Source organism: Vibrio nomapromontoriensis (assembly GCF_050337205.1).
GTDB lineage: Bacteria > Pseudomonadota > Gammaproteobacteria > Enterobacterales > Vibrionaceae > Vibrio > Vibrio nomapromontoriensis.
In genome coordinates this window covers 1-25,629 of sequence record NZ_JAKJSS010000018.1, presented here as the reverse complement: position 1 = coordinate 25,629, position 25,629 = coordinate 1, and the positions used below count along the sequence as shown (strand labels likewise).

Below are 25,629 nucleotides of genomic sequence, written 5' to 3'. Positions count from 1 at the left end.
GGGGTAATGTTGCGCTGCGTATGAGGAAGGATAATGACGGATACTAACGTGCAATCGAATCAAGTAAATCAACAAGATGAAACCACGCATTTTGGTTTCGAAACGGTTTCTAAGGGTGAAAAAGTCACGCGTGTTGCGGAGGTTTTTCACTCAGTAGCCGCTAAGTACGACATTATGAACGATCTAATGTCGGGCGGAGTCCATCGATTATGGAAACGCTTTACGATTGATTGCAGTGGTGCAAGACCGGGTCAGCGTATTCTTGACTTAGGTGGCGGTACTGGCGATCTTACGGCGAAGTTCTCACGTATTGTCGGTGATCAAGGCCACGTTATCTTGGCGGATATCAACAACTCCATGTTGAATGTGGGTCGTGATAAGTTAAGAGATACGGGCATCGTTGGTAATGTTCATTATGTCCAAGCGAACGCTGAAGAACTGCCATTCCCAGACAACTATTTTGATTGTATTACGATCAGCTTCTGCCTTCGTAATGTCACGGACAAAGATAAAGCGTTACGTTCAATGTATCGCGTGCTTAAGCCGGGTGGTCGTTTATTGGTTTTAGAGTTCTCTAAACCTATCTTAGATCCGCTGTCAAAAATTTATGACGCCTACTCTTTCCACTTATTGCCGAAAATAGGTGAAATTGTGGCAAATGATGCCGAGAGTTACCGTTATTTGGCCGAGTCTATCCGTATGCACCCAGATCAAGAAACATTGGAAGGGATGATGCAAGAAGCCGGCTTTGAACATACTAAGTACTTTAACCTGACCGGTGGTATTGTCGCCTTGCACCGCGGCTATAAATTCTAAGGATAGGTAAATGCCATTTGATCCACTAGTGACGGCGGTGGTTGAGACCACGCTGAATACTTTGATTAAAGATGATGATGACCTCGTTAAACGCGTGGCTCGTTTAAAAGGTCAAGCCATCCAAATTCACCTGCGTGAGTTCAATAAGTCGCTGACCTTTATCTTTAGCCATCAATTAGATGTGTTAGCGAACTATGAAGGGGTGGCGGATTGTTCGCTGTCGCTGAATTTATCTGTGCTACCTGAACTAAGAGAGCAGGCCAATATCACTCGTTTGATTAAGCAAGATAAGCTTGAACTTGAAGGCGATATTCAACTGGCACAAAAGTTTGCTCAATTAATGACTGATTGTAAGCCTGATTTGGAAGAGTGGTTATCTCGTGTGACGGGCGATGTCGTTGCACATACCCTTGTACAAAGTGCCAAAGGGGCGGTTAGTTTTGTTTCTTCTCAAGTAAGAAAGCATCAAGATCACTTGGGACAAGTGCTGACGGAAGAGTGGAAAATAGCACCTGCACCACTGGAAATTGCAGCGTTTTGCGATCAAGTGGATGATGTGCGCAGTGCGGCAGACAAGCTTGCTGTGCGTATTGAGCGTTTATTGGAAGCCAATGCGTTGAATGCGCTTGCAGCTTCGAAAGAAGATAACTCGGAGCCCCTATGACTCCGAGTGAAATGAAGCGGTTATATCAAATTGTCAAAGTGCAGCTAGAGTATGGCTTAGATGAGTTGGTTCCAACGCATCAGTTAACCAAGGCTCCTTTACTAGCACGAAAATCCCTATTTTGGATTAAAAATGCTCACCCAGAAAAGCCCCTAGGTGAGCGTTTACGTTTAGCTTTGCAGGAATTGGGACCGGTTTGGGTGAAGTTTGGTCAAATGATGTCGACGCGCCGAGATCTGTTTCCCCCTCATATTGCTGACCAGCTTGCTTTGCTACAAGACCAAGTCTCTGCGTTTGATGGTGAGTTGGCAAAGACGCATATTGAAAACGCATTGGGTGGTTCAGTTGAACAATGGTTTAGTGACTTTGATGTACAACCACTCGCATCAGCGTCGATCGCTCAGGTTCATACCGCCAAGCTAAAAGAAAGTGGACGCGAGGTGGTGCTCAAAGTTATTCGCCCTGATATTCGTCCTGTCATCGATGCGGATATTAAGTTGATGTATCGCTTGGCACGTATTGTTGAAAAAGCGCTACCAGAAGCTCGTCGTCTGAAACCGGTTCAGGTTGTAAGAGAATATGAGAAAACGCTGCTAGATGAATTGGATTTGCGTCGCGAGGCAGCCAATGCCATTCAACTTAGACGCAACTTTGAAGGCAGTGAAGAGCTGTATGTTCCTGAGGTATTACCGGATTTTAGCAGTGAAAGCCTGATGGTTTCCGAGCGAATCTATGGGATTCAAGTAAGCGATATTCCTACCTTGCAAGCCAATGGCACCAATATGAAATTGTTGGCTGAGCGTGGTGTGAGTGTCTTCTTCACGCAAGTTTTTCGAGACAGCTTTTTTCATGCAGACATGCACCCTGGTAATGTGTTTGTTAGTTATGAGCATCCAGAGAACCCTAAATGGATTGGTTTGGATTGTGGCATTGTCGGTACGTTAAATAGTGAAGATAAGCGTTATTTGGCTGAAAACTTATTGGCGTTCTTTAACCGAGACTACCGAAAAGTAGCGGAGCTGCATGTGGACTCTGGTTGGGTGCCAGCCGATACGAATGTGGATGAGTTTGAGTTCTCTATTCGTATGGTGTGTGAGCCGATTTTTGCTAAGCCGTTAGGTGAAATCTCGTTTGGTCATGTTCTACTTAATTTATTCAACACTGCTCGTCGCTTTAATATGGAGGTTCAGCCTCAATTAGTGTTGTTGCAAAAGACGTTATTGTATATTGAGGGGTTGGGTCGCCAGCTATATCCACAACTCGATTTGTGGGAAACCGCGATGCCATTTTTGGAAAAGTGGATGGCCAATCAAGTGGGACCTCAAGCCGTTATTAATGGTATTAAGGAACGCGCACCATTTTGGGCAGAAAAGTTACCTGAATTACCAGAGTTGCTGTACGATAGCTTGAAACAAGGTCGCATGATGAATCAGCGTGTAGACACGCTTTATCATGGGTATCGTGAAACAAAACGGCAACATGCGACTGGACAATTTTTATTTGGCGTTGGTGCGACTTTAATCGTATGCTCAGCCATATTGCTAGAAGGGTCTTACCAAGAGTTATCCGGTGTATCCGGTGCTGTCGGTATCACATTTTGGCTGTTAAGTTGGCGTAGTTATCGACGTTAAGCGATAAACTTCAATTTTATTATTCTTTGTTAATCAAGACCCGAGGTAAAGAAAATGGGTGGTATTAGTATTTGGCAACTTCTTATTATTGCTGTCATCGTTGTACTGTTATTCGGCACTAAGAAATTACGCGGAATTGGTGGTGATTTAGGTGGTGCAGTAAAAGGCTTCAAAAAAGCCATGAGCGAAGATGAGTCTGCGGATAAGTCTAAGACAAAAGATGCGGACTTTGAGCCGAAGAATCTTGAGCAACAGAAAACGGAAGCTCAAGCGGAACCAACGGAAACTAAGAAAGACAAAGAGCAGGTTTAATCTGTGTTTGATATCGGTTTTTGGGAACTGGTACTCATATCGGTGGTTGGTTTAGTCGTTCTTGGACCAGAGCGTTTACCAACTGCTATCCGCAGCGTCTCTCGTTTCATTAGTTCAGCAAAGAGCATGGCAAATAATGTCAAAGACGAGCTCGCGCATGAACTTAAGGTTCAGGAGTTGCAAGAAAATTTGCGTAAAGCTGAGAAAATGGGCATGGAAGACCTGTCTCCAGAGCTGAAAAGTTCTGTAGAAGAACTCAAGCAAGCTGCGCAAGAGGTTACTCGTCCTTATGCTAAGGACAAGGCGAAAACAACCACACCAGATGCGTCAGAGCCTTCATCAGTCGTTGAAGAGGTGGTTAAACCTGTGGAAACTGAGTCGCCAGATAAAAAAGTGCAATAAGGGCGGTAATCCGCTCTTATTTTTTATATATCGAAGATAGCCCTGCTTTAGTTTAGTCATCTTCTTATTTGTTTGAGGTTTTCATGTCTACCGTTGAACAGACGCAACCTTTAATTAGCCATTTGCTCGAACTTAGAAACAGATTGTTGCGTGCAATTGGTGCCGTACTGGTTGTATTTCTTTGTTTGATTTATTTCTCTGGCGATATCTACGATTTTGTTTCCAAACCACTCGTTGAGCGTTTGCCTGAAGGGGCAACGATGATTGCGACCGATGTGGCATCGCCGTTTTTTACGCCACTTAAATTAACGCTCATCGCTTCAATATTTATATCCGTACCTTTTATATTACATCAGGTATGGTCGTTTGTTGCGCCAGGCTTGTACAAGCATGAAAAACGCTTAGTCATGCCGCTGATGTTTTCTAGCTCATTGCTATTTTATTGTGGTGTGGCGTTTGCCTACTTTGTGGTCTTTCCCTTAGTGTTTGGTTTTTTTACTGCCATTTCATTGGGTGGTGTTGAATTTGCTACCGATATATCGAGCTATCTCGATTTTGTGTTAGCGCTGTTTTTAGCGTTTGGTATCGCCTTTGAAGTACCCGTTGCTATCATTTTATTGTGCTGGACTGGCGCAACGGATGTAAAAAGCTTGAAAGAGAAGCGCCCGTATATTGTGGTTGGGGCGTTTATTGTCGGCATGATGCTAACGCCACCCGATATGATTTCACAAACATTGTTAGCGATTCCAATGTGTTTGTTGTTCGAAGTCGGATTGTTCTTTGCTAGGTTCTACACTCGTAAAGATGATGAGTTAGAAGAGCAAGACGAAGATTAAATCAAAGACAAATAAAAATAGCGGCGATTGAGCCGCTATTTTTTTAACTTTTCACCCTGATGGTATAGCCGCATGCACAGCAAATATAGATTTGCTTTATTCCAATAAGCTTTTGCCAAATGGAACGCTTATGGCGTAGTAGCAAGGCTCCGTGCTCACACATGTTTATCTCCGTATTGTCCATAAAATGCTCTTACTGGGCGGCATCGACAATGCATTCTATTGACAGTTAGATTGACTGGGAATGCCAATCTGGAAGCAATATCACAATTTGATATAAATGGAGTGAATGGGGTTTGGATTAAGTGTGAGGACTATATATTTGTCAGGCGATGCTGAATGTCAGTCGTGAATTGAGCCTAGGGCGGCTGAATCAGTCTTGGAATGTTATATGAGAACAGATAGCTCGGATTAGATAGACAAAAGCCACCTTTGATGACGGTGGCTTGATTTTGTAGACGTAGAGTTGGGTCGGCTATCTAACAATGACCGTATGGCCGCACCCTGAGCAAATATAAATTTCTTTAATGCCCTTTAATCGTTGCCAAAGCGTACGTTTTTGTCGTTGTAATAAACTGCCGTGTTCGCACATACTCACCTACCTAATATGACTCAGAAGTTGGTATGACGACCAACCAATATGCTATGGGTGAGTATTCTACTTGTTGCCCTTGTGTTGTTCTATCTTTTTGTGATGTTAATTCAATATTTGTATATGCTTTTTATATAGTTACAGCGAAAATAGCGCTTTTGCATTGCCTGTTGTCATCTCGATCAGCGATGCCTTATCGGTCTCTTTATACTGCGCCATTCGATCAACGATCAAAGAGGTATAGGCAGGCTCATTGCGTTTCCCTCTATGCGGGACTGGCGCTAAGTAGGGGCAATCAGTCTCAAGAAGCAGCCACTTTGCATCGAGCTCAGGAATAACTTTATCCATACCCGCATTCTTAAATGTTGAAACGCCACCAATGCCTAGATGAAAGCCTAATTCATTGATCGCTTTTGCTTCTTCTAAGCTACCGCCAAAACAGTGGAAAACCCCTTTCAATGTACCGTCTTGTTCTTTTCTAAGCAGCGAAAGAGTTTCTTCAATGGAATCTCGAGTATGAATCACAACGGGAAGGTTACGCTCTTTAGCCCAATTGAGTTGGGTGATGAAGGCATATTCTTGCTCGGCTTTGTAAGTTTTATCCCAATAGAGATCGATGCCAATTTCACCCACGGCAATAAAGTTGTGTTTATCGAACCAAGCATGGATCTCGTTGAGGGTGTCTTTGACATTACCATCGACGTAACAGGGGTGCAGACCCATCATTGAACGACAAATGGATGGATAAGCCGCTTCGGTGGCGAGCATAGGCTCAATTGATGCTAAATCGATGTTCGGTAAGAGGATCTTTTCTACGCCAGCAGCAAGTGCGCGTTGTACTACGTCATCTCTATCTGCATCAAACTCTTCGGCGTATATGTGGGCATGGGTGTCGATCATAGGATTACTTTACTGTCTAAATGATGGTGTAAGTATATACACAAGTTCTTGCGGCGAAAATCACTGTCGTGATATCAACCGATACAATATATAGGGCGATGCAATTGAATGTGGATCGGCATTTTCCAGTATTACTACTAGCATGCAGCATTGAGAGTGCTATGCTTGGTTTTCGCATTTTCCAGACAAGGAGCACAAAGTGTCTGTATCGATTCAAGGTCAATTTCCAGCAAGACGTATGCGCCGTTTGCGCAAGCACGATTTTAGCCGTCGCTTGATGGCGGAAAACCAGATTTCTGTCGATGATTTGATTTACCCAATGTTTATTTTGATGGGTAAAAATCGTCGTGAATCGGTGGAGTCGATGCCAGGTGTTGAACGCCTGTCTATTGATTTGATGCTGGAAGAAGCCGAGTACTTAGCAAAGTTGGGCGTGCCAGCAATAGCGCTATTCCCGGTCGTCAACCAAGATGCCAAAAGTATCTGCGCAGCTGAAGCCTACAATCCAGAAGGACTTGTGCAACGCGCGGTGAAGTTACTGAAGCAAAACGTACCAGATATGGGTGTCATTACTGATGTGGCTTTGGACCCGTTCACTACTCATGGTCAAGATGGCATTATTGACGATGATGGTTATGTACAAAATGATGAGACAACCGAAGTGCTGATCAAGCAGGCGTTGTCGCATGCTGAAGCAGGGGCTGATGTGGTTGCCCCGTCTGATATGATGGATGGACGTATCGGAAGAATTCGTGAGGCGCTAGAAGAAGCGGGTTATATTCATACTCAAATCATGGCGTACTCAGCAAAATATGCATCTAACTACTATGGGCCATTCCGTGATGCCGTCGGTTCAGCATCGAACCTGAAAGGGGGAAATAAGAAAAATTACCAGATGGATCCTGCCAATAGTGATGAAGCCTTGCACGAAGTGGCAATGGACATCAATGAAGGGGCGGATATGGTGATGGTGAAGCCAGGAATGCCATATCTTGATGTGGTACGCCGAGTGAAATCTGAACTTCAGGTACCGACGTTTGCCTATCAAGTCTCGGGTGAGTATGCGATGCACAAAGCCGCGATTCAAAATGGTTGGCTTAAAGAGCGCGAGACGGTGCTTGAATCACTGGTTTGTTTCAAGCGAGCGGGAGCCGATGGCATTCTTACCTATTTTGCTAAAGATGTAGCAGAATGGCTTGCTGAAACGAATGGTGAGGCAAAAAGTCACCTTCGTTAAGTGGAAGTATTAGTGTGTCATGAAGGTCGGCATCTGCCGACCTTTTTTATGGGAGAAAGGTATGTTGATTCGTGAAGGTAGCTTGAAAGAAGTCGCTGACATTGTTGCGACCATAGATGAGTTTTCTCAAAAGGAAAGTGTAGAGAGCCTAGCGTCTCGTTTAAGTGACAAACGCAGCCTTGTTTTGGTGGCCGAAAGCAATGGCGAGCTACTTGGGTTTAAAATCGGTTATGAAATTGATAATCACACTTTTTATAGTTGGTTTGGAGGAGTGACAAGCCACGCTCGTCGACTCGGGGTTGCACAGGCGTTACTTGAGTGGCAAGAACGCTGGGTGACTGCACAGTCTTACCAAGCCATTACAGTCAAATCCAGAAATCAGTTTCCTTCAATGTTGAGATTGCTGCTTAAAAATGGCTACTTGATCGAGGGATATGAACAAAGGACGCCTTTGATAGAGTCACGGATCATGTTTATCAAAACGCTAGGCAGTGGAAATAAAAGCACGGCTAATTAAATGATAATAATTCGCAATTAGTTGTTGACGATTTAAATGAGAATGATTATTATTAGTCTCGTCTTAAGGGGAAACACTCCAGATAAGCCTATCTTTTAAGCGGTGCTTTTAGGGTAGAGGTTATCAGCGGAATGGATTCGTTTTTGACACGACATTGCTCACATTGCTTCCAGTGTATTTATAGCTTTTGGTAGGGTAGATGTACTCAGTTTTGAGATGCCCATCCCTCTATTTTGCTAGGCGACATCTATGATGTCGCTTTTTTTCTATCTAAAATTTGTTCGTTCTATCTACACAGCTTGTCAGCACTGTATTCTATACCATGAGATTTCCCGCCAAAATGGTTTTCCACATTGCGTGATCTATTAAGGATCATCTTTGTTATGGTTGATCTGTATTATTTCCCTTTTAAAACAGTCTATTACCTGTGTTTTTTTTAGCGGCTTGTAAAGTTATTCTCAAGCGTTAACAACACTATAAACAGACTTATCCACAGGCGAGGGGAGAGATTACCTTACTAAAAGGTGATCGCTGTGTATCTAACCAGTGAAAGGTCATAGCATAGTGTAAACAGACGTGGCATCCTTAGACTAAATCCCCCAATTTTGGATGACTAGACATGGCTCATATACCAGACAACCCGCTGATTCTTATTGATGGCTCTTCTTATCTTTATCGCGCATTTCACGCTTACCCTGAAACGATGAGTAACGGTGAGATCCCCACCAATGCGGTTTATGGTGTTGTGAATATGCTGAGAAGCATGATGCGACAATTTGCCTCTGATCGTATTGCGGTTGTGTTTGATGCTAAAGGCAAAACATTCCGCGACGATATGTATCCTGAATACAAAGCGAATCGTCCCCCTATGCCTGATGATCTTCGTTGCCAAATTGAGCCGCTGCATAATGTTATTCGAGCGATGGGGTTACCACTGATTTGTGTACCCGGCGTGGAAGCAGATGATGTGATTGGAACATTAGCTCACCAAGCTTCTCAAGCCGGTATGCCGGTACTAATCAGTACTGGTGATAAAGATATGGCTCAATTGGTTGATGAGAATGTGACACTTATAAATACCATGACGAATACCGTCATGGATGTTGAAGGTGTTGTCGAGAAGTTTGGTATTCCACCTGAGTTGATTATTGACTATCTAGCCTTAATGGGTGACAAAGTTGATAACATTCCAGGCGTACCCGGCGTTGGGGACAAGACCGCTACCGCTTTATTGCAAGGTATCGGTAGTATCCAAAGTATTTATGAGCGTCTTGATGATATCGCAGCCCTCGGTTTCCGCGGGTCGAAAACGATGGCTAAAAAGCTGGTAGAGCATAAAGATAACGCGACGCTTTCTTATGAACTCGCTACGATAAAACTCGATGTTGAGCTTGATTACAAACCAGATGAGCTACTGAAACAGACGCCAAATACCGATGAGTTGACGACCTTATTTGCTCAGTTGACGTTTAAGTCGTGGTTGAATGAGTTGCTAGAAGGTGGCACTGGTGAGGTTGTTGCGGACTCTCGTTCAGCATCAGGTTCTGCTTCTTCGAAAGACTCTGACTCTGATATGGATGTGTCTGCGGTAACGATTGATCGCAGTGAATATGAGACGATTTTAACCGAAGCGCAGTTTGCTACTTGGCTTGAAAAGCTTAAGTCGAGCTCGGTATTTGCCTTAGATACTGAAACCGACAGCCTTAATTATATGGTGGCGAACCTTATTGGCTTGTCATTTGCTACTGAAGAAGGTGTTGCTGCGTACCTTCCTGTTGCGCACGACTATATGGGCGCACCAGAGCAACTTGATAGAGATTGGGTACTTGCACAGTTAAAGCCTCTACTTGAAGACCCAAGTCTAAAGAAAGTGGGTCAGAACTTGAAATACGATGCCAGTGTATTAGCTCGTTATGATATCGAGCTGAAAGGTATTCAATTTGACACCATGTTAGCGTCTTATGTTTACAACAGTGTGGGTGGTAAGCATGACATGGATAGTCTGGCACTGCGATTCCTACAGCATAGCTGTATTTCTTTCGAACAAATTGCAGGTAAGGGCAAGTCTCAGCTGACATTTAACCAGATTGAATTAGATGAAGCTTCTCCTTATGCCGCGGAAGACGCAGATGTGACGCTAAGACTGCATCAACGCTTAAACAGTGAAATTGAGAAAAATGAAGCCCTTCAGCGGATCTATCAAGAGATAGAAGTCCCACTGGTTCCTGTACTGTCACGCATCGAGCGAACCGGCGTACTCATTGACGATATGTTATTGGGGGCACAATCTCAAGAACTAGCCGTTAGACTAGATGAACTTGAGCAGCAAGCTTACGACGTTGCCGGTCAAGAGTTTAACCTGAGTTCACCAAAGCAATTACAAGCTATCTTATTTGAGAAAATGGCACTGCCTGTGATCAAGAAAACGCCATCAGGTGCACCTTCTACCAACGAAGAAGTGTTGCAAGAGTTAGCGTTGGACTATCCGTTACCAAAACTAATTTTAGAGTATCGTGGCTTAGCAAAATTGAAGTCCACGTATACCGATAAGCTACCGAAGATGATTAACCCAGAAACAGGCAGAGTCCATACGTCATATCACCAAGCGGTGACAGCGACAGGCCGTCTCTCGTCGACCGATCCTAACTTGCAAAATATCCCAATCAGGAATGAAGAGGGGCGTCGGATTCGTCAAGCGTTTGTTGCACCGCACGGTTGGAAGATTTTGGCTGTCGATTACTCTCAAATTGAGCTGAGAATTATGGCGCATTTGTCCGGTGATCCGGCACTTCTGGAAGCTTTTAAATTGGGCAAAGATATTCATGCTGCTACCGCGGCTGAAATTCTTGGGGTTGATATTGAGCAGGTATCGACAGAACAGCGCCGCCGAGCGAAAGCGATCAACTTTGGTTTGATTTATGGGATGAGTGCATTCGGTTTGTCGAAGCAATTAGGTATTCCACGCCGCGAAGCTCAAGAGTATATGGATACCTATTTTGAGCGTTATCCTGGTGTGATGCAGTATATGGAAGATACTCGTTCCGCCGCGTCTGAAAATGGCTATGTGGAAACGATCTTTGGTCGTCGTCTGCACTTACCTGAAATTAAGTCTCGTAATGCGATGCGTCGTAAAGCGGCAGAGCGAGCAGCGATCAATGCGCCAATGCAAGGCACAGCGGCCGATATTATTAAGAAAGCTATGCTGCTTGTTGATGAGTGGGTTGAAAATGAAGGCGATGGAAAGGTTCGTATTTTAATGCAGGTTCACGATGAATTGGTATTTGAAGTGGAGTCGTCATTCTTAGGCGAAATTGAAAGTAAAATACAAGAATTGATGGAATCTGCAGCAGATCTTGCTGTACCGTTAGTTGCCGATTCTGGTCATGGAGACAATTGGGATCAGGCTCATTAGACAGTTATTGACCATTATTAGATGAAAATCATGAGCCAGTGCACAAACACTGGCTTTTTTGTATCAAGAATAAAGCGATATTCGTTTGATGCATTTCGTTGGTTAATAAAAAACATGGTGAAAAAAAACTACAAAATCTGTTTCATTTTTAGATCAGTTGTTGTACATTGGTCGTGTAGGGTACAGAGGTAAGATGTTCTATCTTTCAGACCTTTTGTTTCACGTTATTGGATTAGGCTGATTCAGCCGCCCCAGTCAGTATTTGACTGGGGCGTTTTTTCTTGTGCGAAAGAAAAAATTAATTCAGCCCGCTTTTCCTTTATTTTCTCGTTGTTTTAGACCATTCATGTGTCTTTATTATCTATCGTTTTGTAATTTAATCACCTTCACACTATTGATAATTTCAGTATGAAATCAAGTCTGTAGAAGTTTACGGAAATGTGTTTTTAAGATATTGAAAAATATGGAATAGAATCAGTTTTTCTTTGTGTGGTTTACGAGGAAGTAAAGAGAGGGAGAGCCGAGGAGGTCACATTTTACAGACCATTGAATTGAAAAAATAGTTATCTTGATGAATTCTTACATCAAACAATAACTAAATCTTCTCTCTCCCATTGCCCTGCCAGGACGGCGGGGCGTTTTGTTTCTATCGTTGGGAAATTACAACGAATTATTCAGACGGCTTTTGGACGGCGTCTTCGTCTTGTGCTTCAGCTTCTTCTAAGTGTGCAAATGCTGGAGCAAACCACGTATCGAGTTTACGACGAAGTTGTTCGACCCCCATCCCTTTCAGTGATGAGAATGCATCTACTTGTACGTCACCATCAAACGTAGCTTCTGCTTGCTCGCGAATCTTTAGAATTTGAGCGTTGCGAGCGCCACTTTTTAGTTTGTCTGCTTTCGTTAGCAACACTTGCACTGGGATATTGGATTCAACTGCCCAAACAATGAGTTGCTGATCAAGATCTTTCATTGGGTGACGAATATCCATGAGAACAACTAATCCTTTTAAGGATTTGCGTTTTTGTAAATACTCACCAAGCGAACGCTGCCATTTTTTCTTCAATTCTAATGGAACCTGAGCAAAACCATATCCCGGCAGGTCGACGATATGACAGCCTTCATCCACTTTGAAGAGGTTTATTAACTGAGTTCGACCAGGTGTCTTACTGGTTTTAGCCAGACTTCTTTGGTTGGTAAGTCGGTTCAATGAACTCGATTTACCTGCGTTGGAGCGTCCTGCAAACGCAATTTCGATACCTTCATCTTCTGGTAAGTGACGGATATCGGGCGCACTTGTTATAAAATGCGTGTTTTGATAATGAATTTTTACGCTCACTGTTAACTCCATCTCGACTTTGTGTAGTCGATTGATTACTTTTTTGTGAAATTGTGTAAAATAACCGTGCTCGGCATATGGCCACACATTGTACCATGAACGGTGTTAATTGCCCGAGTTACCTTATTTTGCTCGTCAAACGAATAATAAACGTGTAACTCTGATGGAAAGTGGTACTGGAAGCTTGATAATTATAATGGAATGTCATGAAAAAATTAGCGCTAATCTTGAGTCTTGTAGCCAGCTGTTCAGTATGGGCTGAAGGCAATATTGAAGCTGGTAAAGCAAAATCCCTAACTTGTGTTGCTTGTCATGGTACTGACGGTAACAGTCAGTTGACGATGTACCCTAAAATTGCAGGCCAGCACGCAAAATACATCGAAAAACAATTGAAAGACCTAAAACTGGGCATGACGAGTGCTGGTAAGCAAGGTCGTTACGATCCCGTAATGGGTGGTATGGCAATGCCGCTATCTGAAGAAGATATGGCTGATTTGGCTGCCTACTATGCATCAATGCCAATTTCAGCGAATAGCACGCCAGAAAATGTCGTTGAACAAGGCAAGAACCTTTATACGGCTGGTGATGCTGAGCGTGGTATTACCGCATGTATCGCGTGTCATGGGCCAAGAGGTAACGGCACCGAGCTATCTGGTTTCCCTAAAATATCAGGTCAGCATGCCGAATACATTCAAGCCCAGTTGGAAAAATTCCGCAGTGGCGATAGAAATAACGATATGAACGCCATGATGCGAGATATCGCGAAGAAATTGAACGATGAAGATATTACGACATTGTCGAAGTACGTTGGTGGTTTGCACTAATAGATTGCCCGACACTGTTTAGAATACGTGAGCCCAACGTCTGTTTCTTTTTGCCCGTATCCGAGCTAACAAAGCCCTTCATTTGAAGGGCTTTGTTATTTCTAGGCATCGCGCACATATTGCTGTAGAGAGGTGAGCGCCATAGATGATACTTTTCTGAGGGTGGTGTGAGACATTTGCCATACTTACTATCGCTGATTACTAGTGCTTTGTCTCTAAGTGGTTGAATGATAGTGTTTTAATTCGATGTCGAGAAATGATGGCTCATAATTATTTTCAAGCGGTTGTTTTTGTTTTTCGTTCGAGTAAATTAGTCCGAGTCGACAGGGTGTTGCGAGATGGATTTGGTGTCAGGATGACCACCAAGGATGCTTGGCTAGGAAGCTAAGAAGAATAAATGGAAAACTTGAACTTGGAGTTCAGGTTTACAGGGATGGTGACCTCTCTCAAGGCTGAGAAAATTAAGGGACAGGGTTTAGGAAGAACTCTCGCAGATGGTTTTGCTAGGGAATATGAAAACGCATCAGGATGATGACAAATAAGAATTAGCAGTGGAAGCACTAATAATAAATGGATATTTATGAGGCATTAATAATGCCGACTGATTTCGCCAAATGGCGATAGAAAGCGACAGGTTATCCTGTCGCTTTTTTTACATCTTTATAAAGTTAAATGAGAGTTAATATCATTTAACTTGCGACTGCATTTGAGATCGATTATCATTTGCTCATCTACAGGGGATGTGCAAATGACGACTCACAAGCAACCAGTTACAAAAACGCTAAATGTACCGACCAAGTTACTTAGGCCGCTATGGTTTAGAAGCCGAGAGAGCTTGCTGGATGATGGGCTTGTCTATGATCCTATCGCAGCGTATGCATGCCGTCGGTGCCATCTTGCCTCTGATTGTCTATCTGGTAACGTCGACCAAGGGCAGCTGCTGCACGCGACTTTGACGCAAATCTGTGACCTGCAAGTTAGACGTTTCTTGGAGTCGAACCCTAATGGTTTAGTTATTAATGTTGGGGCAGGGTTAGACACACGTTTTTATCGACTCGATAATGGCCGTTGTCGTTGGATAGAAGTGGATACCAATGAACATTTAGTTTGGCGCCAACGATTATTTCATCGTAGTGAACGTTATCAACTGATGTGTGGTTCGATCGATGACATGACTTGGCTTCATGAGTTGCCGAGCGAACAATCCCAACCCGTTTTGGTGGTTTGTGAGCAAGCGCTTTTGGATCGAAGAGAGAATCGAGTGGCACATTTTGTTCAGTCTATTGGTTGCCATTTTCAACACGCTCAAGCGTGCGTTGTATTAGCGGGTGACCTGAGTCAAAACCGTTTGGGTCAGAGAATGGGCTGTGAAGAGTATCAACACGGTTTTAAAAGGCCTACTCAGTCTCTGCTGAATTGGCTGCCATGGATTCACCGAGCTACTCTGATTTCCCCAATAGATCAGCATTGCCAGCGTTGGAGTCGCTGGCAGCGAGTTCTTGCTAAATTACCCGTCTACAAGAATAGATTGACACCCAATGTTATCAATATTCAGTGGTAATTCAGCAGCTTCATAGCATAATAATTTTTTTCATACTGTCTACCCATTAGGATTAGCGATACCATTACCTCTTTGCTGTGTTTGTTTGCCATGATTGCAATGGTGATGTGTCGAGGTTGGTGTGCTATCAAATCCGTTTTCGCTTTTACTTAATATGTCCCTACATCGTAGGGTATTGTTGCTCGCTATCCCTATGGTTCTGTCCAATATTACGGTGCCTTTACTTGGCCTTGTCGATGCCGCTGTCATTGGGCATCTCGAGCATGCGTGGTTCTTAGGTGGTGTTGCGTTAGGTAGCACGATGATCAGTGTGACATTTTGGCTACTTGGGTTTCTGAGGATGTCAACAACTGGACTTACCGCTCAGGCCTATGGAGCGCAGGATAAACGTCAGCTCGCCTTAGTGTTTTTGCAAGGCAGTTTGATGGCATTAGGTTTTGCCGCCCTTTTTTTAGTGTTTCACTCGTGGTTGTCTGACGTGGTGTTCTCACTGAGCAGTGCAAGTGATCAAGTGAAATACTATGGCGCGCAATATTTTGCGATTCGAGCTTGGAGTGCCCCAGCGGCGCTGATGAATTTCGTTCTATTGGGTTGGCTATTGGGTACCCAAAATTCGAAAGCGCCAATGTGGATGGTACTGATTACCAATGTTATCAACATTGTGCTCGATGTTGTCTTTGTTATTGGTTTTGAATGGCAGGTGGAAGGTGCGGCATTCGCTTCCGTGATTGCTGATTATAGTGGTTGTCTCTTCGGCTTACTGTGCGTCGCTAAAACATGGAAAAGCCGACACTTACCTAAGCTCACTTCTCTCTACGCGGAAGCGACACAAGATATTGCTCGTTTCGTACGACTAAATCGAGATATATTTCTACGTTCGTTATGTTTGCAAGCGACATTCAGCTTTATGACGTTTCAAGGCGCGGCGTTTGGTGACGATATTGTTGCTGCCAATGCAGTATTGATGAGCTTTTTGATGATAATTTCCTATGGAATGGACGGCTTTGCTTACGCCATGGAAGCGATGGTTGGAAAGGCGATGGGGGCCAAAAGTAGATCGGAGCTCGTGGAATCATTGATCGGAACATTTTTCTGGAGTTTCATTATTTGTGTCATGCTAACCGTAGTTTTTGCTATTGCGGGGACATCATTGATTGGTTTGATTACTTCGATAGAGACGGTGCAGTTGCAAGCTCAACATTTTTTACCTTGGTTAATTGCGATGCCCTTGGTATCTATGTGGTGCTTTCTATTTGATGGTATTTTTATAGGTGCAACAAAAGGAAAGGAGATGAGAAATAGTATGTTTATCGCGACATGTTGCTTCTTTCTTATTTTCTCTCTGTCAGCTGGTTGGGGAAATCATGCCTTATGGTTTGCTATGATCAGTTTTATGTTAATGCGCGGAGTTGGGTTGGCGGTCATTTTTATCCTGCAGTGGCGTAAAGGGGAATTTTTAGCAGCTTAAAGTGTGGAATAAGTTAGGGTGAGTGCATTCTTGATTTGAAAAACAGAACGAAGTAAATATCGTCCTGTTTTTATCAGCAAGGATGTTACGCGTTGAGGTCGACGTTTAAAATAAGCGATTGAGTCCATTTAACGCGGCAACTCGATACGCCTCTGCCATGGTGGGGTAGTTAAATGTGGTATTAACAAAGTACTCGATGGTATTTGCTTCTCCTTTTTGCTCCATAATGGCCTGCCCGATATGAATGATTTCAGCGGCTCGCTCGCCAAAACAGTGTATCCCCAAAATCTCTTTGGTTTCTCGGTGAAATAGAATCTTAAGGCTCCCTACATCTTTGCCGGCTATTTGCGCTCTGGCAAGATGCTTAAAGGAGGAGCGTCCTACTTCATAAGGCACTTTTGCTTCCGTCAGTTCTTGTTCGGTTTTACCGACAGAGCTAATTTCAGGAATGGTGTAAATCCCTGTTGGAATATCTTCAATCAGTGTGCCTTCCGCTTCACCTTGTGTGATGGCTTGGGCGACAAATCGCCCTTGGTCATAAGCGGCGCTCGCTAAGCTCGGGTAGCCAATAACATCACCGACTGCGTAAATATTATCGATTTCTGTTCGATAATTACCATCTACTTTTAGCTGACCGCGTGAATCTGGTGTTAGACCGACAGAGGAGAGGTTGAGCGCATCAGTATTACCGGTGCGACCATTAGCGAAGAGAATACAGTCAGCACGCATTTTTTTGCCAGAGTTGAGATGGACAATAACGCCATCTTCCGTACCTTCAATTTTTGCGTAAGTCTCGTCATTACGAATCATCATACCGCTGTTCCAAAAGTGATAGGACAATGAGTCAGACATTTCGTTATCAAGGAAGGCGAGCAATCGGTCTCGGGTATTGATGAGGTCGGTCTTCACGCCAAGCCCACGGAAAACGGAAGCGTATTCACAACCAATGACACCTGCGCCGTAAATAATGATATGACGAGGGTCGTGTTCTAGCGACAAAATGGAATCACTGTCGTAGATACGCGAGTGGTCAAAATCCACATCATCAGGGCGATAAGGGCGTGAACCTGTGGCGATAACAAATTTATCCGCAGAATAAGTATCAATAGTGCCGTCTTGCTTGGTGACCTCTAGTGTATTTGCGTCAGTAAAGCGTGCTGTTCCAAAAAGAAGCGTGCACTCATTGCGGTCATAGAAGCCTTGACGCAAGCGAGTTTGCTTGTCGATAACGGATTTCGCATGACCGAGAATATTGGAAAAGGTCGAATGTAAGCTGGTGTTATTTTTGCAAAATAGTGGGTTACTATTGAATTCGATAATTCGACTCACGGCGTGGCGCAGGGATTTAGATGGGATGGTACCCCAGTGTGTACATCCGCCGCCGACACTGGCTTCTTTTTCTATGATCGCGACATTTAGACCTGCTTTGGTCAAACCCATAGCAGCCCCTTCGCCACCAGGACCACTACCAATAACGATTGCATCAAAGTGTTTGGAGCGACTCATAAAATAATCCTCGTTTCGCGGTAATACCAAGCAATACCCTATATTGGCTTTAAAGCGCCAGAGGAAAGTGGGAGGGCATATCGTTAATTAAGGTGGACTAACGTTATTGCTGGTTAACATCGCGTAAATTTATGTTATCGAGATTCTAACGGATTATTAACGCAGGTAAACGGATCTGAGGCGATACAGTGTGAATGATCACGGACTTTGCACTGAAATTACAGCGCAGTAGAGATTTAGATAATAGCATTATCACTTTGATGTGTTGTGATTGGTTACAAACTGAAGTGAGAGTTGTAAAAGGTTTTAGTAAAAATCCTTTTCCCTACACTTATACAAAATCACTATTCGCGCTATATTACTGGCTCTCCCTCGATTACCGCCATGAGCGGTAAACAACAAGTACACCTAGGTTAAGTATGAAATCAATGGGAATCCGTGCACAACAAAAAGAAAAAACGCGTCGTTCATTGATTGATGCTGCGTTTAGCCAGTTAAGTGCTGATCGCAGTTTTTCCAATTTGAGCTTGCGTGAAGTGGCGCGAGAAGCGGGCATTGCCCCAACTTCTTTTTATCGTCACTTTAAAGACATGGATGAACTGGGTCTCACCATGGTAGACGAAGGGGGCTTACTGCTTAGGCAGTTAATGCGACAAGCGCGCCAACGTATTGTCAAAGAAGGCAGTGTGATTCGCACTTCGGTCGAAACTTTTATGGAGTTTATTGCGAGTAGTCCAAATGTTTTCCGACTATTGTTGAGAGAACGTTCGGGCACGTCGTTTGAATTTCGTGCCGCGGTAGCAAGGGAAATTCAGCACTTTTCTGCAGAGCTGACTGAGTATTTGGTTAGTACTGGTATGGATCGTGATGAAGCATTTGCCCAGGCAGAAGCGTCGGTCATTCTGGTATTCAGTTCAGGTGCTGAAGCACTTGATTTGAGTAAAGCGGAAAGATATGAACTCGCTGAAAGGTTGATTGTCCAATTAAGAATCGTGGCCAAGGGCGCACACTGGTACCGTAAAGAACGTGAACGAAACCGTCTAAAAGAAGGGTCGAACTGATGTCTAAAGAAATTTCCTCTGAAAGCAGTAACAGCGGTAAAAAAACACTGGTACTAGCACTTATCGCTGGTATGTGTGGTAATGCTATGTTGTCTTGGTTGACGATTAGCGAAATGACTTTCTCTATTTTTCCTTTGATTGCACTCGTGCTATCACTGCAGGCGCTTTATCAAGAGTACCTAAAAAATCCGATTCCTGAAGATTTTCCTATGGTTGGCCTAGCGGCATTTTTTGTTGGGGCATTTGGACACTCTGCGTTTACTAAGGCGCAGTATCCGGATGCAGGTGGCAACTTCTTCGCGATTATTGTCGTGCTGGTGCTGCTTTTCTGGATTGGTAAGAAATTAGGTTACATCATGAAAGAAGCCTAAGTTGAATATAGAAATAAAAAAACGAGCCTGATGGCTCGTTTTTTTATTTCTGGCAGTTGAACAATATTAGTCAACTTTGCGCTCTAACATGACACCCGCTTCAATGTGATGTGTGAACGGGAATTGGTCAAAAAGTGCGAACCGAGTAATAGTGTGTGTTTCACCAAGGAGGTCAAGGTTGTCTTTTAAGGTTTCAGGGTTACACGAAATGTAGAGAATACGTTCGTAGCCTTGCACCATTTTACATGTGTCTACATCCATTCCTGAGCGGGGTGGATCGACAAAAATCGTATTGCAGTTGTAGCTTCTTAAGTCGACATTTTGCTGTTTTAGGCGGCGGAATTCACGCTTTCCTTCCATTGCTTCAGTAAAATCTTCTGCTGACATTCGAATAATTTGCACATTATCGATGTGGTTTGCTGCAATGTTGAATTGTGCAGAGTCAACAGAAGGCTTGGCAAGTTCAGTCGCAAGAACACGCTCGAAGTTTTGTGCCAGAGCAAGAGAGAAATTACCATTTCCACAGTAAAGCTCCAGCAGATCGCCTTTGCTCTCTTGTGTACAATCTACTGCCCATTCCAACATTTTCTGCGCCACAGGACCATTGGGTTGTGTGAAGCTGTTTTCAACTTGTTGGTAGTGGTATGGCTGATTGTTTACGTGCAACGTTTCCATCACGTAGTCTTGGTCTAGTACGATTTTCATTTTTCGGGCACGACCAATTAGATTGAGTTTAAAGCCCTCGTCATTCAATCTTTGCTTCAGCGCTTGAGCGTCAACCTTCCAAGCGTCATCCAGCTGACGGTGATAAAGCAGGGAAACTAAAATCTCACCGCTGAGCGTGGAAAGAAAATCTACTTGGAATAGCTTCTTACGTAAAACGTCATTACCTTTCATCGCATCGATAAGGAGCGGCATCAAATCATTGATGAGGCGGCTCGCTGCTGGGAATTGGTCGACACGATACTTTTCACGAGTTTCTTGGTTGAACATGACGTAGTACATGTCTTCACCTTCGTGCCAAACACGGAATTCAGCACGCATGCGATAGTGCTTCTCAGGAGAAGTAAAGACTTCGAGTTCAGGAGCAGAATAAGGCGCCATCATGTCGATCAGTCGTTGAGATTTTTCGTCGAGCTGAATTTGGTAGCCTTCTGGTGTGAAGTCGAGGTTTGCCATTATAGTTGCCTATCGTCGGTAATGAGTTTTTAAAGGAGGGCAGATTTTATTCAATCTCCCGGCGTTGTCCAGTTTTTCCCAGAAATGTCTTTTATTAGGGCTGTATATCTATAGCTTAGTTCAATCTGTTATGGACAAATTATCATGTTGTTAATACCATGCCGCTTAGCTGGTGTGAGAATGACAAAGGAATCTCACTGAAAAGGGAATCTGGTGTAAATCCAGAACTGACGCGCAGCGGTAAAAGAGAACGAACACTCATAAGACACTGTATTGCATACGGGAAGTCGAGTTAATAGGTTTAGGAACATGATGTTCCTAGTGCTCTTAAGTCCGAATACCTGCCAGCAGCCAAGCTGCTCACTCAATAACCAATGTGAGCGACTCGGAAGGACTTACGCGATTAGGACAATATAACAATGAACCAATCTATTTTGGCGATAGCAGTGGCTGCATCGCTCTCTTCTTATGCTTCTTTTTCACTGGCGCAAGAGCAAGAAAAGCCAACCCAAGAAACCATGGTCGTCACAGCGAACCGTGTTGAACAGAAACTCACTAATGTTTTAGCACCAATTGAGATTATTGATAGGACTCAAATTGATGCTATCCAAGCTAAGTCACTATCTGAGGTGTTGAGGCGCTTGCCGGGTGTTCAAATCGCTAATCAAGGTGGCGTTGGACAAAGTGCAGAGCTGTATATACGTGGTCGTTCGACCAAGAATACCCTTGTGCTGATTAATGGCGTGAGATTAGGTAGCGCCACGACAGGTTCTGCGAATATTTCGGCAATGCCATTAGATGGTGTTCAGAGAATTGAAGTGATTCGTGGGGCTCGTGCAGCGGTCTACGGATCTGATGCGGTAAGTGGAGTAGTTAATATCATTACTACTAATCAGAATAACGTTCCTAGCAGAGTGAAGGCAGGGGCAGGTAGCTTTGGTAGTTATAATGTTGGTGCAACTCTATCATTAGGGGACGTTCACTCTGGGTGGTTGAATTTAACAGCAACGCATCAAACAAGTGAGGGTTATAATATACAGCCAACAAGCACTAACCCGATAGATGCCGATAATGATGGCTACGAAAGCCAATATCTTGTTCTTGATACGGGGAAAAGGCTGAATGATGCGTGGCTACTTAAAGCCAATGGCTATTATCAGAAGCACTATACTGAGTTTGATAATCCGTGGACAGGCGTCGATAAATCCGATAGTGATTTGTACAGTTTGAGTGTCGCTAGTGAATATAGTAGTGAAGGTTTTGATTCGGCATTATCGTTATCCACAAATCAAGATAAGGCTAAATCCTACGGACAAGGCCAGCCTGAGGGGACGATATCAACAAATCGGGTTGCTATAAATTGGAACAACAATTTAAAAGTTACTGAGCAACTAAATGTAATTGGTGGTGTGGATTGGTATAAGGATAATATCGACAACACGACTAAGTTGATGACAAAGGACAGTCGTGACAATGGCGCTGTCTTTGCCGGAGCACTTTATCAGCAAGGAATTGTTACGTTCGAAGGTAACGTCAGACACGATGATAATAGTGCCTATGGTAACTACACAACTTATCAGCTTGGTGGCGGCGTTAGTGTTACTGAGCAATTGAAGGTTGTTGCGATGCATGGAACAGCCTTCAAAGCGCCAACGTTTAATGAATTATATTGGCCTAAAGAGTGTGGTTCTTGGGGTTGTTATGAAGGAAACCCAAACCTAGTACCTGAGGAGTCAGCCACATCGGAAATCGCACTGGAAGGTGATTTTTCTCGTTTGGATTTTCGTCTTGCGGCGTATCAAAGTGACGTGGATAAGATGATTGCAAGTAATGGTTCTACGAATGTGAACATTAATAAAGCAAAAATCGAAGGCGTTGAAGTTCTCACTAGATTTAGTTCTGGGGTTATTGTTCACGAAGTGTCATATGACTATTTAGATGCAAAGGATGAAGCGACAGGAAACTTTTTAGCCAGACGAGCGCGCCATAGTGGCAAATGGAATGCATCATATAGTTTAGAGGCTTGGCAGTTCGATTTAAGCTATCTATATCAAGGAAAGCGTTATGATGATTTGGCCAATACAAAAGAATTAGATCCATATTCGCTAGTGGATATAGCCGGAACATACTTCTTTAGTAATGGGTTTAGCTTAGGCGCTAAAGTGGGTAACCTGCTTAACGAAGAATACGAGATGGTTAAAGGATATAAAACGCCTGAACGTAACTACTATGTCAATGCTATGTATGAGTTCTAGGAGAATCAGCCGTCAATAATGGCGGCTTTTTTGTATTATTATGAAAAATATTATTATCAGCTGGTCATCAGGAAAAGATTCTACACTAACCTTAGAAAGGTTAATGGAGTCTGAGGATTACCATGTAGTAGGGTTGTACACGACGCACGTAAATGGTGAAGTCCCTTTTCAAGTGACGCCATTATCTGTCGTAGAGATGCAAGCCCAAAGACTAGGTCTACCGCTCGTAGCCATAGAGTTGCCGGCCGTCTTTCCTAGTAACGAGATCTATCAGTCTAAAGTGATTCAAGGAATACAAACATCTGGATTGCCAGTTGATGGCATCGCCTTTGGTGACATGTTCTGTAACGGCATTGTTGATTACCGCAAGAGTTATGTCGAACCGGCGGGTTATGAGGCTATTTTCCCGCTACTGGGAGAAGATAGTTATACTTTGGCTCAAGAAATACTACAGCGTGGCATTGAAACGGTAATGGTGACGGTGGATCGCAACGTGTTACCAGAGTCCATCTGTGGACGGGTTTATACTCAAGAGCTAATTGATAATCTACCTAAGCATGTTGACCCTTGTGGCGAGGATGGGGAGTTTCATACCTTAGTAGTTAATTCTCAATATTTTTCGTCGTCACTTGAATTAGAGCATTGCGACATTGAAACCGCAGAACGATTTAGCCATCTGCGCTATCGCGTCGTGTCAGATTAACATTAACTTGGTTTACGCTAACCATGCTTGTCAGTATGATTAGCGGCAATATCGCTAAAGTTTTGTTGTTATGTCGAATCAAATGACCAAGAAAAATATTCTCATCTTTGACTCTGGTGTCGGTGGACTCTCAGTTTTTAAAGAGATCTATGCTCGATTGCCTAACGAGAATTATATCTATTTGTTTGATAATGAAGCCTACCCTTATGGCGAATTGGCTCAAGATGTCTTAATTACTAGAACTTGCGCGTTAGTGAAGCAAATGGTGTCGGTGACGAAGATTGATATTATCGTAATTGCTTGCAATACGGCGAGTACGATAGTGTTGCCTCATTTGCGTCAGCAGACATCTATTCCCGTTGTTGGTGTCGTTCCTGCAATAAAGCCAGCCTCCATACTGTCGAAGACCGCAGTAGCATTGATTGCGACTCCGGCCACAATAACGAGACAGTATACACAAGACTTGATTCGTGACTTTTCAACAGATAGAGAAGTTAAGCTTATTGGTTCAACTCGCTTAGTTGAATTAGCGGAAGATAAACTGAGAGGCTGTGCTATAGACCAAAGTGAGATCGGGCAGATCCTTTCATCACTTAACAACAATATTGATGTAGCAGTTTTAGGGTGTACTCACTTTCCTCTATTAAGAGAAGAGATCGGTCACGCACTCGGTGATAATGTTGAATTGATTGATTCTGGTGAAGCTATAGCAAGAAGAGTCGCGAGTCTTTTAGGAGAAATAGAGGAAGAGACGGAAGAAGGGCTATTGAGTATTTTTTGTAGTGCGCCCCCTATAGAGGAGGCGGCACTAAATAACGCAGTACAATTGTTAGGCTTTACACCTATTCAACTATTTCCCCTTCAGGGTGTTTAGGGTCGTTAGCGACACGAACTTTCAATGTACGCTGCATGTAATCTTTTTCGTTGATAGCATTGATAGCGGCATCGACATCAGAACTAGCCATAACAACAAATCCAAAGCCTCTGCGTTTACCTGTTCTTTTATCCTTCATTAGCCTCACAGCAAAGACCTCCCCGTGTTCACCAAATAGATCTCTTACATGAGACTCATTAGCTTTATACGGTAGGTTCCCTACATAGAGAGTTTTAGTTGAATTCGATGATTCGGATACTTGCTTAGGTGTGGAGGTTGAAAGCTTTACGACGAAAAAAGTGGCAACCACACCAACAACAAATGCGAGAGCTGGCGAAACTGTAAGTTGAGAGAAGATGATTCCCCCTAATACGGCAACAGCGATCACCAGAAAGACTGATTTTTTAGAATCCATATTTAAATACTACTTTTCTTAATTGCGAATAATGACATCTATCGTTAAAAAATAGATATAAGAATATTACGTAGTTGAGGGGGATTTTTCCAATTAATTGATGTGATGTATTTCAAATGTTGGATTTTAATCAAGAAAAAAGCATCTTGATGGCATTTTGAGCAAACAATAATTAATTTGGAAAAAACACTTGTCATCAGTTGAGTGATCTCTATAATGCCGCCTCACCGACACGGAGTGAGACGAAAGTCACATTGGCGAGTCGGTTTGGAGTAGAAAAGAAAGTTTGAAAAAACATCTTGACTCTCCAGTCGGGAAGCGTAAGATACGCACCCCTAACGACGAGACGCTAAGCGACGAAGACGTTAGAAATGTTCTTTAAAAATTTAGACCTATATCAATCTGTGTGGACACTTGTTGATGATAATCATTATGTTTACTTCTGCTTTGAGCGGAGATAAACAACTTCTTAGGAAGTAAAATGGTTTTCAATGAACACGTGACCTAAGGGTAGTAAGTTCGCTTACTGTCACACAGTCAAAATTCATTATCGTTCTGTTGGAACGATAATAGCTTTAAAATTACTTCTTACTTTTTAAGTAAGGGACAGTTTTGAAGTCAGTATTCATTGAGCCGACAAAATCTTAAATTGAAGAGTTTGATCATGGCTCAGATTGAACGCTGGCGGCAGGCCTAACACATGCAAGTCGAGCGGAAACGACAACATTGACCCTTCGGGTGATTTGTTGGGCGT

23 protein-coding genes and 1 riboswitch are annotated in these 25,629 nt (G+C 43.3%); of the genes, 18 read left to right on the top strand and 5 right to left on the bottom strand.

Features of this window, described 5'->3' with window-relative positions:
* Positions 1-33 precede the first annotated feature (33 nt).
* The 6 genes from ubiE to tatC all read left to right on the top strand — a co-directional run bounded on the left by ubiE (position 34) and on the right by tatC (position 4,661).
* Positions 34-816: a bifunctional demethylmenaquinone methyltransferase/2-methoxy-6-polyprenyl-1,4-benzoquinol methylase UbiE gene (gene ubiE / locus L4D05_RS20660; RefSeq protein WP_428753788.1), complete on the top strand. Its 783-nt coding sequence runs from the start codon at positions 34-36 to the stop codon at positions 814-816.
* Positions 817-826: 10 nt separating this feature from the next.
* On the top strand, positions 827-1,480 hold the full coding sequence (locus tag L4D05_RS20655) for a ubiquinone biosynthesis accessory factor UbiJ (RefSeq protein WP_428795159.1): 654 nt from the start codon (positions 827-829) through the stop codon (positions 1,478-1,480).
* Positions 1,477-3,111, top strand: coding sequence for a ubiquinone biosynthesis regulatory protein kinase UbiB (gene ubiB, locus L4D05_RS20650; protein WP_428753786.1), 1,635 nt, complete (start codon positions 1,477-1,479; stop codon positions 3,109-3,111). Before L4D05_RS20655 ends, ubiB begins: the two co-directional genes overlap by 4 nt.
* A gap of 54 nt (positions 3,112-3,165) precedes the next feature.
* Positions 3,166-3,423 (top strand): Sec-independent protein translocase subunit TatA, encoded by a 258-nt coding sequence (tatA, locus tag L4D05_RS20645; RefSeq protein ID WP_250618787.1) that lies wholly within the window; start codon positions 3,166-3,168, stop codon positions 3,421-3,423.
* A gap of 3 nt (positions 3,424-3,426) precedes the next feature.
* Positions 3,427-3,825 (top strand): Sec-independent protein translocase protein TatB, encoded by a 399-nt coding sequence (gene tatB / locus L4D05_RS20640; RefSeq protein ID WP_428795158.1) that lies wholly within the window; start codon positions 3,427-3,429, stop codon positions 3,823-3,825.
* Between the two features lie 83 nt (positions 3,826-3,908).
* On the top strand, positions 3,909-4,661 hold the full coding sequence (tatC, locus tag L4D05_RS20635) for a twin-arginine translocase subunit TatC (protein WP_428795157.1): 753 nt from the start codon (positions 3,909-3,911) through the stop codon (positions 4,659-4,661).
* Positions 4,662-5,391: 730 nt separating this feature from the next.
* Here the strand turns inward: tatC and L4D05_RS20630 are convergent.
* Positions 5,392-6,153 carry a TatD family hydrolase gene (locus tag L4D05_RS20630; RefSeq protein WP_428753780.1) on the bottom strand — a complete coding sequence of 254 codons (762 nt, stop codon included), beginning with the start codon at positions 6,151-6,153 and terminating at the stop codon, positions 5,392-5,394.
* Between the two features lie 199 nt (positions 6,154-6,352).
* Between L4D05_RS20630 and hemB the strand changes: the two genes are divergently transcribed.
* The 4 genes from hemB (at position 6,353) to spfP (ending at position 11,560) form a co-directional block, all read left to right on the top strand.
* Positions 6,353-7,390 carry a porphobilinogen synthase gene (hemB, locus tag L4D05_RS20625; RefSeq protein ID WP_428753779.1) on the top strand — a complete coding sequence of 346 codons (1,038 nt, stop codon included), beginning with the start codon at positions 6,353-6,355 and terminating at the stop codon, positions 7,388-7,390.
* 61 nt (positions 7,391-7,451) lie between these two features.
* Complete coding sequence (locus L4D05_RS20620; protein ID WP_428795156.1) at positions 7,452-7,907, top strand: GNAT family N-acetyltransferase; 456 nt, start codon at positions 7,452-7,454, stop codon at positions 7,905-7,907.
* Positions 7,908-8,526: 619 nt separating this feature from the next.
* Positions 8,527-11,319 (top strand): DNA polymerase I, encoded by a 2,793-nt coding sequence (gene polA / locus L4D05_RS20615; RefSeq protein ID WP_428753776.1) that lies wholly within the window; start codon positions 8,527-8,529, stop codon positions 11,317-11,319.
* A gap of 193 nt (positions 11,320-11,512) precedes the next feature.
* Positions 11,513-11,560, top strand: a complete 48-nt coding sequence (gene spfP / locus L4D05_RS24095; protein WP_438356636.1) for a small protein SpfP — start codon at positions 11,513-11,515, stop codon at positions 11,558-11,560.
* A gap of 429 nt (positions 11,561-11,989) precedes the next feature.
* Here spfP and yihA read toward each other — a convergent pair whose 3' ends face one another.
* Positions 11,990-12,670, bottom strand: coding sequence for a ribosome biogenesis GTP-binding protein YihA/YsxC (gene yihA, locus L4D05_RS20610; protein WP_428753920.1), 681 nt, complete (start codon positions 12,668-12,670; stop codon positions 11,990-11,992).
* A 194-nt stretch (positions 12,671-12,864) separates the two neighbouring features.
* On the opposite strand from yihA, the gene L4D05_RS20605 reads away from it, so the two are divergent.
* The 3 genes from L4D05_RS20605 to dinF all read left to right on the top strand — a co-directional run bounded on the left by L4D05_RS20605 (position 12,865) and on the right by dinF (position 16,511).
* Positions 12,865-13,482, top strand: a complete 618-nt coding sequence (locus L4D05_RS20605) for a c-type cytochrome (RefSeq protein ID WP_428795155.1) — start codon at positions 12,865-12,867, stop codon at positions 13,480-13,482.
* 748 nt (positions 13,483-14,230) lie between these two features.
* Positions 14,231-15,043, top strand: coding sequence for a class I SAM-dependent methyltransferase (locus L4D05_RS20600; protein WP_428753775.1), 813 nt, complete (start codon positions 14,231-14,233; stop codon positions 15,041-15,043).
* A gap of 154 nt (positions 15,044-15,197) precedes the next feature.
* Positions 15,198-16,511, top strand: coding sequence for an MATE family efflux transporter DinF (gene dinF / locus L4D05_RS20595; RefSeq protein ID WP_428795154.1), 1,314 nt, complete (start codon positions 15,198-15,200; stop codon positions 16,509-16,511).
* Between the two features lie 105 nt (positions 16,512-16,616).
* Here dinF and sthA read toward each other — a convergent pair whose 3' ends face one another.
* Entirely contained in the window at positions 16,617-18,017 is a 1,401-nt protein-coding gene (gene sthA / locus L4D05_RS20590; protein WP_428753772.1) for a Si-specific NAD(P)(+) transhydrogenase, read from the bottom strand.
* A gap of 419 nt (positions 18,018-18,436) precedes the next feature.
* On the opposite strand from sthA, the gene fabR reads away from it, so the two are divergent.
* Both fabR and L4D05_RS20580 read left to right on the top strand, forming a co-directional pair.
* Entirely contained in the window at positions 18,437-19,078 is a 642-nt protein-coding gene (fabR, locus tag L4D05_RS20585) for an HTH-type transcriptional repressor FabR (protein ID WP_250618775.1), read from the top strand.
* Positions 19,078-19,449 carry a YijD family membrane protein gene (locus L4D05_RS20580; RefSeq protein WP_265675213.1) on the top strand — a complete coding sequence of 124 codons (372 nt, stop codon included), beginning with the start codon at positions 19,078-19,080 and terminating at the stop codon, positions 19,447-19,449. The genes fabR and L4D05_RS20580 overlap by 1 nt, the downstream gene beginning before the upstream one ends.
* Before the next feature lie 66 nt (positions 19,450-19,515).
* Here L4D05_RS20580 and trmA read toward each other — a convergent pair whose 3' ends face one another.
* On the bottom strand, positions 19,516-20,628 hold the full coding sequence (trmA, locus tag L4D05_RS20575; protein ID WP_428753770.1) for a tRNA (uridine(54)-C5)-methyltransferase TrmA: 1,113 nt from the start codon (positions 20,626-20,628) through the stop codon (positions 19,516-19,518).
* A 153-nt stretch (positions 20,629-20,781) separates the two neighbouring features.
* A riboswitch (cobalamin riboswitch) is annotated at positions 20,782-20,991 on the top strand.
* Positions 20,992-21,047: 56 nt separating this feature from the next.
* Between trmA and L4D05_RS20570 the strand changes: the two genes are divergently transcribed.
* The 3 genes from L4D05_RS20570 to murI all read left to right on the top strand — a co-directional run bounded on the left by L4D05_RS20570 (position 21,048) and on the right by murI (position 24,460).
* Positions 21,048-22,883, top strand: coding sequence for a TonB-dependent receptor domain-containing protein (locus tag L4D05_RS20570; protein ID WP_428795153.1), 1,836 nt, complete (start codon positions 21,048-21,050; stop codon positions 22,881-22,883).
* A gap of 37 nt (positions 22,884-22,920) precedes the next feature.
* Positions 22,921-23,586 (top strand): Dph6-related ATP pyrophosphatase, encoded by a 666-nt coding sequence (locus tag L4D05_RS20565; RefSeq protein ID WP_428795205.1) that lies wholly within the window; start codon positions 22,921-22,923, stop codon positions 23,584-23,586.
* Between the two features lie 70 nt (positions 23,587-23,656).
* A complete protein-coding gene (murI, locus tag L4D05_RS20560; RefSeq protein WP_428795152.1) occupies positions 23,657-24,460 on the top strand; it encodes a glutamate racemase in 804 nt (267 codons plus the stop codon).
* Here the strand turns inward: murI and L4D05_RS20555 are convergent.
* Positions 24,429-24,875, bottom strand: a complete 447-nt coding sequence (locus L4D05_RS20555) for an RNA-binding protein (protein WP_428795151.1) — start codon at positions 24,873-24,875, stop codon at positions 24,429-24,431. The genes murI and L4D05_RS20555 overlap by 32 nt on opposite strands.
* Positions 24,876-25,629: the final 754 nt, after the last annotated feature.

Excerpts from the sequence above, each read along its gene's own strand:
- ubiE (WP_428753788.1), top strand. The coding sequence starts at position 34 with ATGACGGATACTAACGTGCAATCGAATCAAGTAAATCAACAAGATGAA.
- L4D05_RS20655 (WP_428795159.1), top strand. The coding sequence starts at position 827 with ATGCCATTTGATCCACTAGTGACGGCGGTGGTTGAGACCACGCTGAAT.
- ubiB (WP_428753786.1), top strand. The coding sequence starts at position 1,477 with ATGACTCCGAGTGAAATGAAGCGGTTATATCAAATTGTCAAAGTGCAG.
- tatA (WP_250618787.1), top strand. The coding sequence starts at position 3,166 with ATGGGTGGTATTAGTATTTGGCAACTTCTTATTATTGCTGTCATCGTT.
- tatC (WP_428795157.1), top strand. The coding sequence starts at position 3,909 with ATGTCTACCGTTGAACAGACGCAACCTTTAATTAGCCATTTGCTCGAA.
- L4D05_RS20630 (WP_428753780.1), bottom strand. The coding sequence starts at position 6,153 with ATGATCGACACCCATGCCCACATATACGCCGAAGAGTTTGATGCAGAT.
- L4D05_RS20620 (WP_428795156.1), top strand. The coding sequence starts at position 7,452 with ATGTTGATTCGTGAAGGTAGCTTGAAAGAAGTCGCTGACATTGTTGCG.
- polA (WP_428753776.1), top strand. The coding sequence starts at position 8,527 with ATGGCTCATATACCAGACAACCCGCTGATTCTTATTGATGGCTCTTCT.
- yihA (WP_428753920.1), bottom strand. The coding sequence starts at position 12,670 with ATGGAGTTAACAGTGAGCGTAAAAATTCATTATCAAAACACGCATTTT.
- L4D05_RS20605 (WP_428795155.1), top strand. The coding sequence starts at position 12,865 with ATGAAAAAATTAGCGCTAATCTTGAGTCTTGTAGCCAGCTGTTCAGTA.
- L4D05_RS20600 (WP_428753775.1), top strand. The coding sequence starts at position 14,231 with ATGACGACTCACAAGCAACCAGTTACAAAAACGCTAAATGTACCGACC.
- dinF (WP_428795154.1), top strand. The coding sequence starts at position 15,198 with ATGTCCCTACATCGTAGGGTATTGTTGCTCGCTATCCCTATGGTTCTG.
- sthA (WP_428753772.1), bottom strand. The coding sequence starts at position 18,017 with ATGAGTCGCTCCAAACACTTTGATGCAATCGTTATTGGTAGTGGTCCT.
- fabR (WP_250618775.1), top strand. The coding sequence starts at position 18,437 with ATGAAATCAATGGGAATCCGTGCACAACAAAAAGAAAAAACGCGTCGT.
- L4D05_RS20580 (WP_265675213.1), top strand. The coding sequence starts at position 19,078 with ATGTCTAAAGAAATTTCCTCTGAAAGCAGTAACAGCGGTAAAAAAACA.
- trmA (WP_428753770.1), bottom strand. The coding sequence starts at position 20,628 with ATGGCAAACCTCGACTTCACACCAGAAGGCTACCAAATTCAGCTCGAC.
- L4D05_RS20570 (WP_428795153.1), top strand. The coding sequence starts at position 21,048 with ATGAACCAATCTATTTTGGCGATAGCAGTGGCTGCATCGCTCTCTTCT.
- murI (WP_428795152.1), top strand. The coding sequence starts at position 23,657 with ATGTCGAATCAAATGACCAAGAAAAATATTCTCATCTTTGACTCTGGT.
- L4D05_RS20555 (WP_428795151.1), bottom strand. The coding sequence starts at position 24,875 with ATGGATTCTAAAAAATCAGTCTTTCTGGTGATCGCTGTTGCCGTATTA.